The organism is Pseudomonas sp. P179 (assembly GCF_000478485.2).
Lineage (GTDB): Bacteria > Pseudomonadota > Gammaproteobacteria > Pseudomonadales > Pseudomonadaceae > Pseudomonas > Pseudomonas aeruginosa.
This window is the reverse complement of record NZ_KI517356.1, coordinates 49,040-61,979: the sequence shown is the minus strand read 5'-3', so window position 1 is coordinate 61,979 and position 12,940 is coordinate 49,040. Positions and strand designations below refer to the sequence as shown.

The window sequence follows — 12,940 nt, the reverse complement described above, 5'->3', positions numbered from 1 at the left end:
GCAATTCCGCCCTGGCACTCGAAAAGGACCACTATGCGAATCATCACGCTCGTTCCTCTCGCTGCTCTGGCCGTAGCCTTGTCGGGTTGCGCTAACAAGGAGTTGCAAGAGACCTCCTACAGTTACGAATCGAAGGCTCACTCCGGGACTGTCCAGGTTGTCGAGCGTACTGAGGGTCCTTCGGATCAGTGCCCCAAATTTTGGCGGGATGGGGAGCCGTATCAACCGACCGGGCTGAAGCAAATGACTGGCTTCCGGCTGAAAGTGAATCTCCATAGCGGCTCGGATTCGAGCCACGGTCAGGACCTGGACTTCGTTCTGCCTTCGAACAATGGGCATCAGGTAGTCATGAAAGACTTTCAGAAGGAGCGGTCTTGGCTGCTGGGTGTCGACACAAATGGGCTGGTGAAAACAGGCGAACTTTTCCATTACCCCGAAGGATTCTTCATCCGTGCTGCTAGCCCTCAGATCTCGGACAACACGATCAGCTTCTGCCTCGGGGTGGATCGGATGTACGTACCGCAGGCTGACCTGAACAGCAGCACCAATCCACTGATCCGATTGGATCGCTTGAATATTCGGTTTGCCGGCGAGAGTGGTGAGGTCGTTCGGTATGACTTCGGGACAGTTGATCCGATTCGGGTGACCGTGTCTGCGGAGGCCCTATGAACCAGCTCGCCGCGGCGACAAAGTCGGTTCTGCAATTTGAAGGTAAAGCACTGGCTTGCCCGTTCAGCAAACTGACTGCCAATGAGCTTCTGGAGTACATCCTGGGCTACTACGAAAGTTTGCACCCAAGCTTCATCCGCATCGAGTACCCGGTAGGCAAGGAGGAATTCCTCTACAACATCCTGAAGGATGGCTATGGGTTGGCACCAATTACCAGCTGGGGACCTGCCCAGGTGGAAGTATTGGTGGTCTCAGCCGAAGACCTGAAAGCAACCCCCAAAGACCAGCTGGACCATGACTCGTTCATGGAACAAGCGGCCTGGCGTCTCATCACCCGCACCTTTGCTGAAAAACTGTGAGGACCTCAGTGATCAAGCGACTTCTCCCCTTGCTTCTTGTAATTGCTGGCAGTGCCGAGGCAAGCCAGGCTCAAGTTTCTGTCATCGTGGGTTCCAATGAGCCGGAGGTGTTCATTGTGCCGTTCGACGGCCAAGCTCACGAACTGGACATCCGTGATTCTCATCGCTACCACGCTGCATTTGTCGACCCGGCGACGAAGCGCGAAATCTGCCGTGATGGTGAATACAAGACGGGACTGGTGCTGAAGCTGCGTTCGCTTCCGATCGAAGGAACTGAACAGCCGATCGAGGTGTTGGGGATGGTTTCCGCTCTCAGCGCCATCAATGACGGCGCAAAACTCAAGTGCGGGACCAATCAGGAGGTCAAGCTGACGAACACCGCTTTGTCTGACACTGTTCGGTTGCAGCCCAACAAGACCAAACCAATGGTCATAGACGGCAAATGGACCGTCTTGCTCAAAATGCAGCGCTGACCTCAACGGGAGGGAATCGAGATGACTTGGAGCTATTTGCGTAGAGACTTCCTCCCTCCCCTGGCCATTTGCACTTTTTGTCGTCGGCCATTGCACAGTGAAAAGGGCATCGTCATCACCGATGAGGTCGGTACCGAAGCTTTCGCTGGCCCCAGCTGCGCTAAGAAGCATCTGGGGCAGCCGGAAGAGCGGCTGCTTGATGTATCGCGCCTGGCCCTACTGGTTGTGGCTGACGAACCAGCGCAGCACAACGAATCGGCCCCAACACCGGCAAGTCCAGCTCCAGAGATAGGGGCTGGAAGTTCACCAACCTCTAGCCCACAACGCCCTCCTCTCCCGCCCATAGACGAGGTAGTGCAATACGTTCGGCTCCGATGTGAAGCAATGAACGGCTTCAAGTTCGCTGTATCGAAGGTGTTGAAGCTGGCTCACGACGAGTACAAACAAAGCGGAGAGATCGAAGATGATCTCCGCAAGCAGATCGGCGGCGCCATGCGTAACGCGGCGGCCAACAAATCGGTCCTGAGCCCAATCAACGTCAAACGCTGCATTGGCCTCAACCACTGGCTTGTGGAGGCGGTTCAGCACACGAATAAGGATCGACGCGAGTTCCTGGAGCAAATGCAATCGCACCTCCACCGTTTCTGGATGCTCACTCCAAAGCAGATGGCCGCGATAAATCGTTGGGGCGAGCACATCCGGAAGCGAATAGACGATTTCCCGCTCCTCGATGAGGAAGCGTTCTCAGGCGTCACCCTTCCCGAGTTCATGCAACGGAATCCATCCAGCCGCCGATAAGTTCAACCCTCCATATCGGTTTGGAAGCGGGGACATCAAAGCCCAAGCCGCTAGGCCCTGCCCTGCGGAAAATAATTGCGGCCCGGTTCTGCCACACACCGATACCCCTGAAAGTTTGCCCATCGCAAACACACAGAGGCACTCACCATGACCGCCGTGATTCAGCACATCCCCACCCAAGACGCAGCCTCCGCAGAACAGGCCGATATGCAGCATGTAGCTGTTGCCCGCATTCGCCGCAACCCTACAGTCGATCCCCGTAAGGGCCGGAACACCGCTCTCTACTCTCAGATCAAGGAGAGCATCCGTCAGCATGGGGTACAGCAGCCGATCATCATCCGCCCGGTTGATGAGCCCGAGTTCGACTATGAGGTGGTCGCAGGCAACACCCGCTGGCAGGCTTCCGTCGATCTGGAACTCCTGACAATCCCAGCGATCATCCGTGACCTCACTGAGGCTCAAGCACGGATCATCGCGGCCATCGAGAACATGCAACGTGCGGATTTGACCCCGATTGAAGAAGCACAGCATGCCGTTGTTGTTCTGGCCGACTGCGGTAACGATCACACGGAGGTGATGAAGCTGCTCGGCTGGTCCCGTACCCGCCTCGATAGTCGGATCATGCTTTCCCGCGCCTGCCCGGAAGTCCGCGATGCTCTGCTACAAGGTCAAATCAAGATCGGCCACGCTGAATTGCTGTGCCGTCTGGTGGAAAGCGAGCAGGCACCCATCCTGGCCAAGATCATCGATCAGAATCTGACGGTTAAAGACACCCAGGACCGGCTCTTTACGATTGCCCGCGATATCTCGTCCGCTCGCTTCGACACCAAGGACTGCGCGTCGTGCCGCCACAACTCGGCTGCTTACGTGGACCTGTTCGACACCTCAGTAGCAGGTGCCAAATGCCAGAACGCCACCTGCTGGAACCAGAAAACTAGCCAACTGATCGAAGTCAAGCTCATCGAGGCCCGCGACGAGTTCGGGGTAGTGCATACCGACCTGACACTGCCAAAGGACGGCTATGTCCAACTGGAAGCGAAAGGGCCGAATGGCGTTGGTGATAGCCAGATCACAGCCTGCCTGTCCTGCTCCAACTATGGGGCCGTCGTGAGTACCACAACGGGTCACGAAGGGACCGTTGCAGGGGGCTACTGCTTCGACCGTAACTGCAACAAGGACATGCGAGAAGCCTACAAGGCCGCACTCGCAGAAGCGGCTGGGCAGCAAAGCCCCCATGAGCCGGCCAACAATCGCGCGACTGAACCGCTCTCCAAAACTGCCTCGGCCACCACTCCGGCATCGAAACAAGCTGCTGACAAGAGCAAGGACAAGCCTGCACAACCGCAGGCATTGAAGAAGTCCATCCGCCGTGAGGCATTCAACCTCTATGGCCAAATGGGTTCCAAGGCAGTTCAAGGCAATCGCAGGCTCGCCTTGGCCATCGCCATCGTCAGCATGTACCTGGAGATGCGCAGCAGCTTGCCTCACGAGCTGGCCAACCGGATCAAAAAGAAGCTGGGCATGCCTGAAGCCATGCTGGACAGCAGCCGCTGCAATGTGGAGGTGGAACTGGCAAAGCTGGAGGAATCCGAGTTGCTGGAACTGCTGACCAATCTCGCGTCCTGCACCACCTTCCGTAACGATAGCGCCGACTCTTTCGAGAAGTCGCTGCCGGGTAGTCAATCGATTGCCTACATCAAGCATGAAGGCATGAAGCCGGTTGAGCATTTCCAGATGAGCGAGAACTACCTCAAATCTCTGGTGAAAGCGGGAATTATCGCGGACTGCAAGCGCTCGGGATTCGAGGCGAAGTACAACGAGATTCATGGTGACAAGGCTTTCGCCAAGCTCTCGACCGAGAAAACAGACGCCCTGATCAAAGCGGTGCTGGAATTCAAAGAATTCTCTTGGGCCGGGTATCTCCCCGAAGCATTTGAGATTTCTGTTCAGGCCGGTTCTGGCACACGTCGCTCGGCCTAACAATAACCTCATCGAAACCAAGGAGCCGCCCAAATGAACACCTTCTTCATCGCTATCAGCCAGGCGCTGACCGACAGCAACAAACGCATCAACATCGACGTCTCCGGCCTCGAAGGAGGCCGTGTGAAAGTGGTGCTGAGTGCAAACATCGGCCCCACCCCTGCAAAGGCTTCCGAAGCCGAGATCAATCTGCGCGCAGCCATCGCCAAGCCGATGATGCTGTCGGGCACCCCGGAAGAAGTGGAAACCGCGCTGTTCGAGCGTGTCCGCAGTCATGCGGAAGTAGTGAACCACGGCATGTCCGCCCTGGACGAAATCCGCAAGCTGAGCGAGGCGGCAGTGCAAGCAGCGAAGCCTGCTCCAAGCGCACCCACCGCCGCGAAAGGGAACAGCGCTGCAGCAGAGGACGACAGCGACGATTCCGATCTGGAGAGTGGCTCTGAGCCGGCAACCAAGCCGTCCACCTCACCAGCTCCGTCCCAAGCGGCGGCTCCCGCCCCCTTCGCCAATCTCGCTGAACGTTTCTGAGGAGCGACACGATGAGCATCGCAATCGTCACCCTGGACCGAGTGTTCCGTTATGCCGGGCGCGACTTGGACGATCCCGATCCGAGCATGGAGCCGAGCGACGTGTTGAAGCACTACAGCCGCCAGTTCCCACGACTGGTAGGCGCCAAGATTGTTGAACCTATCTCTGAGGGCGACCGCTATGTCTACGAATTCCGTGAAGCCAGCTTCGGAGACAAGGGCTAAGGACGCCCTCTCCACCCTCATGGCGTGGGCGGACGGAGATTCCTCCGCCCGCTCCGTCCCGACCAACCCCGACCACGATCTATCCAACGAACAGTTGAGGCGGCTATGGGCGCTCTTGAACTCTCCAGCTTCTCCCGGAACTATCAATTCCCAAGTTCCGCGCTGAGCCCTCTGGCTCTCCCGCAGGTCACCACGGCCATGCGGGAGGCCCATAGCCGCGCTTTTGGCGAATACAGCCACCTTGTAGATCGCAAGAGCCATGCTGCCTTCTGTCTTGATGCGCACGAAGGCGGCCTGATCGGTGACAAGGAGTTGGATTGGCTCAACGCCTATCCAAACGACTATGGCTTGCACCTGGTCACCAACGAGGTGATCGGGGCCATTGAATCCCGAATTGGGTTCTCAAAGGTCGGGCTGATTCCTGGGGTCAAGCGACGTACCAAGCTCATTGGAACCCCAGCGTACGAACTCCAACCCGCAGCGCAAACCACACTGGCGTGCATCGAAGCAGGACTCTTCACTGCTGAGTCGGTAGAGGACTTGGTCGCCCTCGGCCCCAACTGTGCCTACCACCTCATACAGAAGGTCGAGCAAAGCCTTGTTGATCTGGCTACTGCCGATTGCCCGGATGTAAAGGATTGGCTCTACCTCGGCGTTCAGGGGGCGAAGTTCATCATCAGTGCCAAGTATTTCAACCGGTACGAGTTGACCTTGCCAGCAGAGGACTGCGAGGAATTCCGTGAGGTAGCAGTCTTCCTTTTCAAAGCACTGGACGCCATGTCCACGTACCTTGTTCATTTCCACACGCCATCCAGCTTCATGGGCGTTTACAGCTACGACAATCATGGGTTGGCGGACGCATATGGTGCGATCAAAGAACGCATTCAAAACTCCTCCCCGGAAGAATTGACCGCTTACCTGCTGGAGACACCAGAGGATCAATTCCCCTTTGAAGCTTGGCCCTTGGGGATAGAAGGTGACGACCGCGATGAGGACTACATCGAGGGGGTCGCGTATCAGTTGAAAGAATTGGACAACCTGACTCGACGCACCCATTTCACCTTGACGCATGAGCAGGACTCCAACCACCCAGTCGAAATTCAAGAGCTGATTGAGCAGGTTCAGGATTCGATCAACGCTGGCAGCCCGTTCAAGCCTGTTCTGGAAGTGATCAAGGAAGCATTTGAGCTTTGCCATCGGTACGCAGTAGAGGGCAGCCGAGCAATCAGTGAGCATGACCTCCAGGGCTCAGCGGAGGAAGGGGTAGGTGTGTTCGAGACGCTGGTTGTGACGATTCATGGTGAGTACAGCTCGCTTGAAGATGAAGCCTGCAACGGCTTCGATGACCGGGTCAACGGTGTGGGCGATCTGCATTTGGCGCTTCCACTGGATGGAGAGCTTCTGGCACAGCAGACCGTGACGATACTGGACAAAACCAAGCAGTGCGTATCGCTGCTTAGCCGCCTCACCCAAGCTCTCTAAGGAACGAACATGCTCAGTGAAAAAGTCGAATGCCGCGCCATGCTCATCCATCGCCACGTCGAAACCCATCGACTGGATATCACCAGCCATGAGGTCCTGCCACTGGACGGGGGGAAAACCTTCACCCTTGGTGCTGGCCGAGCCTTTTCGAGCCTGGACAAGGAGGTGCTGATCGACCTCCTTCGTGAAGAAGAACCCAGCATTGAGTTCCTGCCTGAGAACCTGCTGGTGCGGGGACGCAACAAATTGGTGTGGTACACCGCTCCCCAGGTGCTGGAAATCCCGTTCCGTGGCGAGATTATCAAAGCACCAATCCCCGGCCTCATTTACTTGGCTGGCGGTGTGCTGCGCTGCTATGCCTACAAAGGCAAGAGCCGTCCGACGCCGGAAACTGAACTGCACTTCGCTCCGCTGGGCAATACCTATAACAACGGCACATTCTGCTCCGGTAACGTCAATCTGCCGCGAGAAATCCTGATCGAGAACATCCCTACCTGGCAGCGTTTTGTCTTGGAGAGCACGAATACTCACGGCGGAGGGGTTATCCCCCTCAAGGGCATCAAGGACTTCAACGAGTTGGTGCAGTTCTACCGCGACCTTTCCGCCAAGCAAGCGAAGAAGTTCCCTGATCGTTGCCTCAAGCTGTCGGAAGTCAAAGGCAAGCCTCTGACCCTCAAAGCAGCAATCAATGGGGAGGGTTGAGTAATGGGGGCCGTTCAGAATTTGATCCCGGAAACCATCAGCTTCAAGACTCCAGACTCTTGGCTGTCGAGCGCGCCACGAATTGTCGTCATCGGGGCTGGTGGGAACGGCAGCGAAGTAGTGGATTGCCTCGCCCAATTCCATCACGCCCTGATTTCGCTCGGGCACAAGCATGGCCTGCATGTCACCATCATCGACGACTCCGTTGTACGCGAACCGAATCTTGTACGTCAGCGCTTCTGGCCTTGCGACCTCGGCCAGTACAAAGCAATCAGTCTGGCCAATCGATACAACCTGCTGCTGGGGATGAAATGGGAGGGATTGCCCTATCGCTTCCCCTCTCGCGAAACTGATGACGCTATCCGCAATGCTGACCTCATCATTTCAGCAGTAGATTTACCCTCGGCCCGTGTGGCCATCGGCGCCTGCGAAGCGGTCAAACATAACTGCATGTGGCTCGACCTCGGGAATGGACACCGTCATGGTCAGGTGGTTTTCGGTGGTATCAACAAAGTCATGCGCGACCGATTCCCGAATGTCCTCGACGCCTACCCGGAAATACCCTCGTTGGAAGATGACCACACCAAATCTTGCTCAGCAGCCGAGTCCATTCGTACTCAGGACTGCCTTGTGAACCGTGCGGTGACCACGGCAGGGATGGGCATCGTGTGGGAGCTACTGCGTACTGGTGAAACGTCCAAGCATTGGCTTGTGTTGAACTTGGGCACAGGAGAGCAGATGAGTTACCCCTTCCCTCCTCCTGCGCCGAAACAGCCGAAGGCAACAGGCAAGAAAGGGAAGGTATCGAAACTCAGAAAAGTGTGAGCTGGTTGTGGGAGACATACATGGCCTCCAGCGCAGCTTGTGGTGATACGTCGGCAGGCTGATCCGGGAGCGCGGCAAGTACCCGCTCCCGATATCCTGAGCGCAAATACGCCGTAGTACAGCGAGGGCAGATTGTGAACGTGTGAAGGTGGGGCAGGTCGCCAGTGTCCACGTAGGCAATCTCAGGGGAACCCTCCAGTTCATCCCCGCAAATTGCAACTGAATTCACCGCAATCACATCCGCCTGCACCGAGGCAATATGCACTCGGCCATCCAGGCAAACCAGGGCAATGGAACCGCCACCATTCAACACGTGCCACCTCTTTAACTGACTCCTCCCGAGTATATCGAGCAGATTCCAGCATTCCAGCGAAGGCCTTGCTCGGAGCTTCTACTCGATGAAGAACCATGGCAGCCAGTTCAGGGGCACCTGGTCCCCACTATTAGGGCGAACCAGGTGAAGAACTCATGCCAACCATACACTTCTACGACACAGTCACTGCCGGGCGCTCTCCAACCGAGGGCCAGGTTATTCGCTTTGACTCGGCGGTCTATCCAGCCCGAGGATCAGTAGACCTCTCAACTACCAACATCAAGCTCCGAGACGACGTATACCTCGATCCTGATGTTGTGATGAATAGTGACTTGGCCCTACTGGCGTTCGACCAGGGTTGCAGCGAAGTAGAGTGGGCAAGGAGGGTCTTCGCGGATTTCACACGACCAAACACTCTCCATATAGCCTTTGGATCAACGACAAGGCACGATCCATTCATTCGAGCATCGTTTTACCGGAATCTGCTCCCGTACCCCTGCCTGGGCGTACCTGACACTGCCCACTTCCTCGATCTGGATGTACTACTTCGAGCAATTCTCCTGATCCGTCCAGGAGAATGCCCTTGGGATGTTGAGACGCTTACTGGTGGAGCAGCCGGCCTCTACCAGTTCCTCATGTGGGACGCGGGACTCGGCACTGAGAACCGGGCACTTCGGGTCAAAGAGGTTCTTTCCAAAATCTCGGAAGCGAGTCCGAAGCTTCTCCACCATGCCGTCACAGTCAGCTCTCCTTCCCAGATCAAGGCACTCTTGGGCCTTGATGGAGGTGAAGTCTGGGACCTGCGAAGTGTGAAGCCTGTGGTGATGGTCCACCCCTCGCTCCCCGACAATCGTGGAGCTATCCTCGCTATGCCAGTGGCAGCTGACGTGAGTTATCCCGACCTGATCTGCATGGTGGACTTAGAGGCTGACCTTTCAAGCTTATGCTCAGACTCCACGGAGTCACTCCAGCATTTGTCTAGGGCAAACAAAGGGGACCGCTCCGCGCCGCTTTTCCACATCAGTATGTCCCGAATTCCCTTCGTGGCCCCGCTGAGCGCAATTCGACCGGATGATGCTAAGCGCCTGGGCATCAATGTCTCCGCAGTGAAGGCGAACATCCAGCGCCTGACATCAGCAAAACACCTGGTGGGCAGATTGCGGGATGAACCAGTGCTGCAGCTAAACGCACAGCCCGCAGACGTTGACCACCGAATGTGGGCGGGTGATTTCCCTTCAACTGACCTCGACCTAATGCGCCAGCTGCATTCTTCGGGGTTCAAATCCTGGCAGGACCTCCTCTTAACTGGCACTGACCGCCGACTTCGGGATCTCGGAAACCGGATGCTTGGCAGGTACCAGCCTGACGCTCTATCGCCAAGCGACTGGGGAGTATGGCTGCGGCATGTGGATCAGAGAGTCCGGGGAGATTTCAGCGGTTCGTTTCGGCTGGAACAGCTCATGGAACGAGCGGAGGATATGTGTCAGCAGTACCCGACGGCAGCAGGTGTCCAGAGCTTTCGGGAACGACTTCATCGTTTGAAGGGGATGATCAATGAGGGATACTGAAACACCGCCAGTCTTAGACCCATACGAGCACAGACCGTTTCAGGGTTATATGTGCAGCGAAGGCCAGCAAGTGGAGACCTATCTCTCTCTCATGCACTTCATTGAGGCAGAGAAATTCCGCGGTTTGGACGAAGGCTACCGTCGGTACATCCTGAGTATCGAGGACCGCGATGACTTCATCCTCGAAACAGCAGGAATCACCCAAGGTGTCCGCCGACCGGACTGGGATGAGATCAAAGCACCAATGGTCCGCGCAGGGCTCTGGATGCAACTGGTACAGCACAAAGATTCAATGGTGCCGCTCGTAACACATCCGGGATGTGAGTGCCCTGTTGGCCTGGTCAATGAGGCGATTCAAGAGATATACGAGCGGCTTCATTCTGGCGATCCATTGCGGAAAGTCTTGCTCGCCGGAGACGATTCGCCTGATGCCCTGAGGAATTCGTCTTTCGACGAGGTGCTCGATCACATCTTCAACGTCCGACAGCCAGACGAAGTCATCGTCTCGGCGGATGGTGGGGTATCCATGCGATCTGCTGCGTATGCAGCACGACGCTACATTCCGCTGCGGTTTCTTCCTCGGGCCCAAAGCGCAGCGGAGTTTGCAGAGAACGCGATCAGCCAGGCCACCCATGTCTTTCTTCTGGGCACCCATGGCCAAGCTTCCTTTGCTCAAGCAGCTTACGATTTAGCATGCGAAACCGGTCTTGTTGCCCACCAGGTCGAGCTGCCAGCGTGAAGGCCCGGAATCTGGGAGTCATACTGTTCTCCATACTCATGGGAGGGTGCGCGGTTGAACAACCTCGCTGGGTAACGGATAGGCCCGCTGCGTACTGTTACAAAACTGCTGACAAGGTATGTCTTGCTGACCTGATTTCGGCCCACCTACAGAAAGCTCCTGGCGGTACGATTCGTGATGACGCTATGTGGAGAGCCGCCGCTGCGGTTCGAATTGCAGGAGCTCAGTTCCCTGAGACTCTGAAGTCGCTTCAGTCCTCAGTAGAGGCGTTTTCCTGCACTGCCAAAGGGTTCTACTGGGAAGAAGCCTCCGCAGCAGTCCAAGAAGCTCAGCATGGACGATTTCGGAATGCACTATCCGCCGCCCAACAGATCGATGGGAAGGACGCCCGTACCTATGCCCTTTCGCTGATCGTGCAGATCTCTTCCGAGGCCAAGGATGACAAAGCCCTTGGTAAAGCCCTGGATGTATTAAGCAAAGACGATGAGCGAGCTTACATGGATGCCTTGCTTCTTCGGCTGCAGGTGTTACTCGCTCAGGGAGATCTGGAGCGATCCTCGGCTCTCCAGAACCACCTTCTTGCTTATTTCGCCAAAGACCCAGAGACAGGGGTTGTACCAGCTACAGAAATGGCAATCACCTATCTGTCGCAGGGGTTAAAACTCGATGCTCGGGATTTCCTGGTCAGGGCCGCTGATGGGATTCCAGGGGTGAGGTCTGCGGACAACCTGAAGCTGTTCAATCTTGTCGGCCAGGTCATCGATGGGTACCGCCCCATACCCGATGACTTCTACCAGTTCAGCTCTGATTCGGCACGTTTGCGGGCTTATCTGGTGGTGGCGCGGTACTACCGAAACACCGGGAATCGGGCGATGGTCACTTCTATGCTTGTCGACGCATCTCGCTTCACCCAAAAGGCAAGTTTCAAAGCCAATCGCACCGAGGTCGCAAGCCGGTTAGCTGACTTCCTCCGCGATTCGCACTAGACCTTTTTCCCCAGGAATTGTGCATAACTCGGCGGATAACTCTCTGTATTCCAGTCCGTAGCTGGCCTCTACACGTATGGGCGTTTTTCAGCCAGAAAGGACATGCTGTACTGGTTCTGGCACAGCCGCGCATCGGCGTAAATGGGAGCATCTTTCAGAAGGAGACTCCCATGAAGTTCACTGTCCAGGCTGCACCTTTAGCTGCCATTCTCAAACAGTGCGGTCGTGTCGCATCTAAGAAGGCCGGGGATATCAACGGCAATTTCCTGATCGATGTTCAGGATGGCTACCTCAATGTAACGGCGAACAATGGCCACCAGCAGATGAGCCTTCACCTGCAGGACCCAAGCTTGATCGTTCGTGAAGCTGGCTCCGTCTGCATCTCGGCATCCAAATTCGAACAAATCGTTTCCTCTCTTCCCGTAGATCGTGATGTGACTGTATCCGTGGGCGAGGAGAAAGCCACTGTCACCTGTGGACGCTCACGATTCAGCATCGCCACCCTACCTGCGTCTTCTTTCCCCAAGGCTTTGCATTCCGATGGCCAGGTCCAAACGGCACTGACTATCGAGTCGCAGGCCTTGAGGGACGGCATCCGTGGTATCGCATTTTGCGTTGCCCGGAACGATGTGCGTCAGTACCTGAACGGGATGCTGTTCGAGGCCTCGGTAGGGAAGCTGACGCTCGTGGGCACCGACGGACACAGAATGGGCATGGTAGAACTCCAGATCGAGAAAAGCTCTTCCATGAAGTTCATTCTGCCTGTTGCATGCCTTGAGGACGTTGCCAGTTTTACCAGCCACGGCTACGTCACCATCACCCACTCTGGCAATCTGGTCAGTTTTACCGCAGTCAATGGGACCATGACCTCCCGCCTTGTCGACGGGGCCTTCCCTAACTACTGCGCTCTCATTGAACGTGCAGAGACTGGTCAACTGATCAACTTGAACCGTGATGCGATTACGAGCGCTGTTGCTCGTGTCAGTCTCCTCTCGGATGGTAAGTCCCAGGCAGTCCGCCTCAAGTTTTGCCAACAAACGGTCGAGGTCGTCTCTGTGTCGAATGATGCCCTTTCAGAAGCCGAAGACCTGCTGCCGTGTGACTTCGATGCGGCCCCTTTCGATGTTGGGTTCAACAGTCGCTACGCACAGGAAGCTTTTAAAGCTGTATCCAGCACCGACCTGCAACTTTTTTATTCCGGCCCTGCTTCTGGCACGCTCATTAAGGCCAAAGACTGCCCCCATCAGAAATTCGTACTCATGCCGGTTCGCCTGTAAGGCGGACCTCTGAAGGG

Annotated in this window: 15 protein-coding genes; 14 read left to right on the top strand and 1 reads right to left on the bottom strand. The window is 56.2% G+C overall.

The annotated features are described in order from the left end of the window. Positions 1-33 precede the first annotated feature (33 nt). The 10 genes from HMPREF1224_RS0112610 (at position 34) to HMPREF1224_RS42380 (ending at position 8,040) form a co-directional block, all read left to right on the top strand. A complete protein-coding gene (locus HMPREF1224_RS0112610) occupies positions 34-669 on the top strand; it encodes a hypothetical protein (RefSeq protein WP_031628649.1) in 636 nt (211 codons plus the stop codon). Continuing rightward, positions 666-1,028: a hypothetical protein gene (locus HMPREF1224_RS42415; protein ID WP_010794228.1), complete on the top strand. Its 363-nt coding sequence runs from the start codon at positions 666-668 to the stop codon at positions 1,026-1,028. The genes HMPREF1224_RS0112610 and HMPREF1224_RS42415 overlap by 4 nt, the downstream gene beginning before the upstream one ends. 8 nt (positions 1,029-1,036) lie before the next feature. Beyond that, a complete protein-coding gene (locus HMPREF1224_RS42410; RefSeq protein ID WP_010794227.1) occupies positions 1,037-1,501 on the top strand; it encodes a hypothetical protein in 465 nt (154 codons plus the stop codon). Between the two features lie 384 nt (positions 1,502-1,885). Continuing rightward, positions 1,886-2,299, top strand: coding sequence for a hypothetical protein (locus HMPREF1224_RS0112605; RefSeq protein ID WP_019484871.1), 414 nt, complete (start codon positions 1,886-1,888; stop codon positions 2,297-2,299). A 147-nt stretch (positions 2,300-2,446) separates the two neighbouring features. Then, a complete protein-coding gene (locus tag HMPREF1224_RS42405; RefSeq protein ID WP_010794225.1) occupies positions 2,447-4,279 on the top strand; it encodes a PRTRC system ParB family protein in 1,833 nt (610 codons plus the stop codon). A gap of 33 nt (positions 4,280-4,312) precedes the next feature. After that, the gene (locus HMPREF1224_RS42400) at positions 4,313-4,807 is read left to right on the top strand and encodes a hypothetical protein (protein WP_010794224.1); all 495 of its coding nucleotides are present in this window, start codon (positions 4,313-4,315) and stop codon (positions 4,805-4,807) included. Positions 4,808-4,818: 11 nt separating this feature from the next. Beyond that, positions 4,819-5,031, top strand: a complete 213-nt coding sequence (locus HMPREF1224_RS42395) for a PRTRC system protein C (protein WP_010792614.1) — start codon at positions 4,819-4,821, stop codon at positions 5,029-5,031. A 105-nt stretch (positions 5,032-5,136) separates the two neighbouring features. Then, positions 5,137-6,513: a hypothetical protein gene (locus HMPREF1224_RS42390; protein WP_010794223.1), complete on the top strand. Its 1,377-nt coding sequence runs from the start codon at positions 5,137-5,139 to the stop codon at positions 6,511-6,513. A gap of 9 nt (positions 6,514-6,522) precedes the next feature. Continuing rightward, positions 6,523-7,215, top strand: a complete 693-nt coding sequence (locus HMPREF1224_RS42385) for a PRTRC system protein B (protein ID WP_010794222.1) — start codon at positions 6,523-6,525, stop codon at positions 7,213-7,215. Positions 7,216-7,218: 3 nt separating this feature from the next. Next, positions 7,219-8,040, top strand: coding sequence for a PRTRC system ThiF family protein (locus tag HMPREF1224_RS42380; protein ID WP_010794221.1), 822 nt, complete (start codon positions 7,219-7,221; stop codon positions 8,038-8,040). Here the strand turns inward: HMPREF1224_RS42380 and HMPREF1224_RS44975 are convergent. Further along, a complete protein-coding gene (locus HMPREF1224_RS44975) occupies positions 8,027-8,353 on the bottom strand; it encodes a hypothetical protein (RefSeq protein ID WP_079743068.1) in 327 nt (108 codons plus the stop codon). The two genes, HMPREF1224_RS42380 and HMPREF1224_RS44975, sit on opposite strands and share 14 nt — an antisense overlap. Before the next feature lie 155 nt (positions 8,354-8,508). Between HMPREF1224_RS44975 and HMPREF1224_RS42375 the strand changes: the two genes are divergently transcribed. From HMPREF1224_RS42375 to dnaN, 4 genes are all read left to right on the top strand, one after another. Continuing rightward, positions 8,509-9,921: a hypothetical protein gene (locus HMPREF1224_RS42375; protein WP_010794220.1), complete on the top strand. Its 1,413-nt coding sequence runs from the start codon at positions 8,509-8,511 to the stop codon at positions 9,919-9,921. Beyond that, the gene (locus HMPREF1224_RS42370) at positions 9,908-10,660 is read left to right on the top strand and encodes an NADAR family protein (protein WP_010794219.1); all 753 of its coding nucleotides are present in this window, start codon (positions 9,908-9,910) and stop codon (positions 10,658-10,660) included. Before HMPREF1224_RS42375 ends, HMPREF1224_RS42370 begins: the two co-directional genes overlap by 14 nt. 185 nt (positions 10,661-10,845) lie before the next feature. Next, entirely contained in the window at positions 10,846-11,646 is an 801-nt protein-coding gene (locus tag HMPREF1224_RS0112600; protein WP_021263408.1) for a hypothetical protein, read from the top strand. 170 nt (positions 11,647-11,816) lie between these two features. Further along, entirely contained in the window at positions 11,817-12,923 is a 1,107-nt protein-coding gene (gene dnaN, locus HMPREF1224_RS42365) for a DNA polymerase III subunit beta (RefSeq protein WP_010794217.1), read from the top strand. Positions 12,924-12,940 lie beyond the last annotated feature (17 nt).

What these genes read in the sequence shown, in the direction of transcription:
- HMPREF1224_RS42405 (WP_010794225.1), top strand. Translation starts at nt 2,447, where the DNA reads ATGACCGCCGTGATTCAGCACATCCCCACCCAAGACGCAGCCTCCGCA.
- HMPREF1224_RS42385 (WP_010794222.1), top strand. Translation starts at nt 6,523, where the DNA reads ATGCTCAGTGAAAAAGTCGAATGCCGCGCCATGCTCATCCATCGCCAC.
- HMPREF1224_RS42390 (WP_010794223.1), top strand. Translation starts at nt 5,137, where the DNA reads ATGGGCGCTCTTGAACTCTCCAGCTTCTCCCGGAACTATCAATTCCCA.
- HMPREF1224_RS0112605 (WP_019484871.1), top strand. Translation starts at nt 1,886, where the DNA reads ATGAACGGCTTCAAGTTCGCTGTATCGAAGGTGTTGAAGCTGGCTCAC.
- HMPREF1224_RS42395 (WP_010792614.1), top strand. Translation starts at nt 4,819, where the DNA reads ATGAGCATCGCAATCGTCACCCTGGACCGAGTGTTCCGTTATGCCGGG.
- dnaN (WP_010794217.1), top strand. Translation starts at nt 11,817, where the DNA reads ATGAAGTTCACTGTCCAGGCTGCACCTTTAGCTGCCATTCTCAAACAG.
- HMPREF1224_RS42415 (WP_010794228.1), top strand. Translation starts at nt 666, where the DNA reads ATGAACCAGCTCGCCGCGGCGACAAAGTCGGTTCTGCAATTTGAAGGT.
- HMPREF1224_RS0112600 (WP_021263408.1), top strand. Translation starts at nt 10,846, where the DNA reads ATGTGGAGAGCCGCCGCTGCGGTTCGAATTGCAGGAGCTCAGTTCCCT.
- HMPREF1224_RS0112610 (WP_031628649.1), top strand. Translation starts at nt 34, where the DNA reads ATGCGAATCATCACGCTCGTTCCTCTCGCTGCTCTGGCCGTAGCCTTG.
- HMPREF1224_RS42380 (WP_010794221.1), top strand. Translation starts at nt 7,219, where the DNA reads ATGGGGGCCGTTCAGAATTTGATCCCGGAAACCATCAGCTTCAAGACT.
- HMPREF1224_RS42370 (WP_010794219.1), top strand. Translation starts at nt 9,908, where the DNA reads ATGAGGGATACTGAAACACCGCCAGTCTTAGACCCATACGAGCACAGA.
- HMPREF1224_RS42375 (WP_010794220.1), top strand. Translation starts at nt 8,509, where the DNA reads ATGCCAACCATACACTTCTACGACACAGTCACTGCCGGGCGCTCTCCA.
- HMPREF1224_RS42400 (WP_010794224.1), top strand. Translation starts at nt 4,313, where the DNA reads ATGAACACCTTCTTCATCGCTATCAGCCAGGCGCTGACCGACAGCAAC.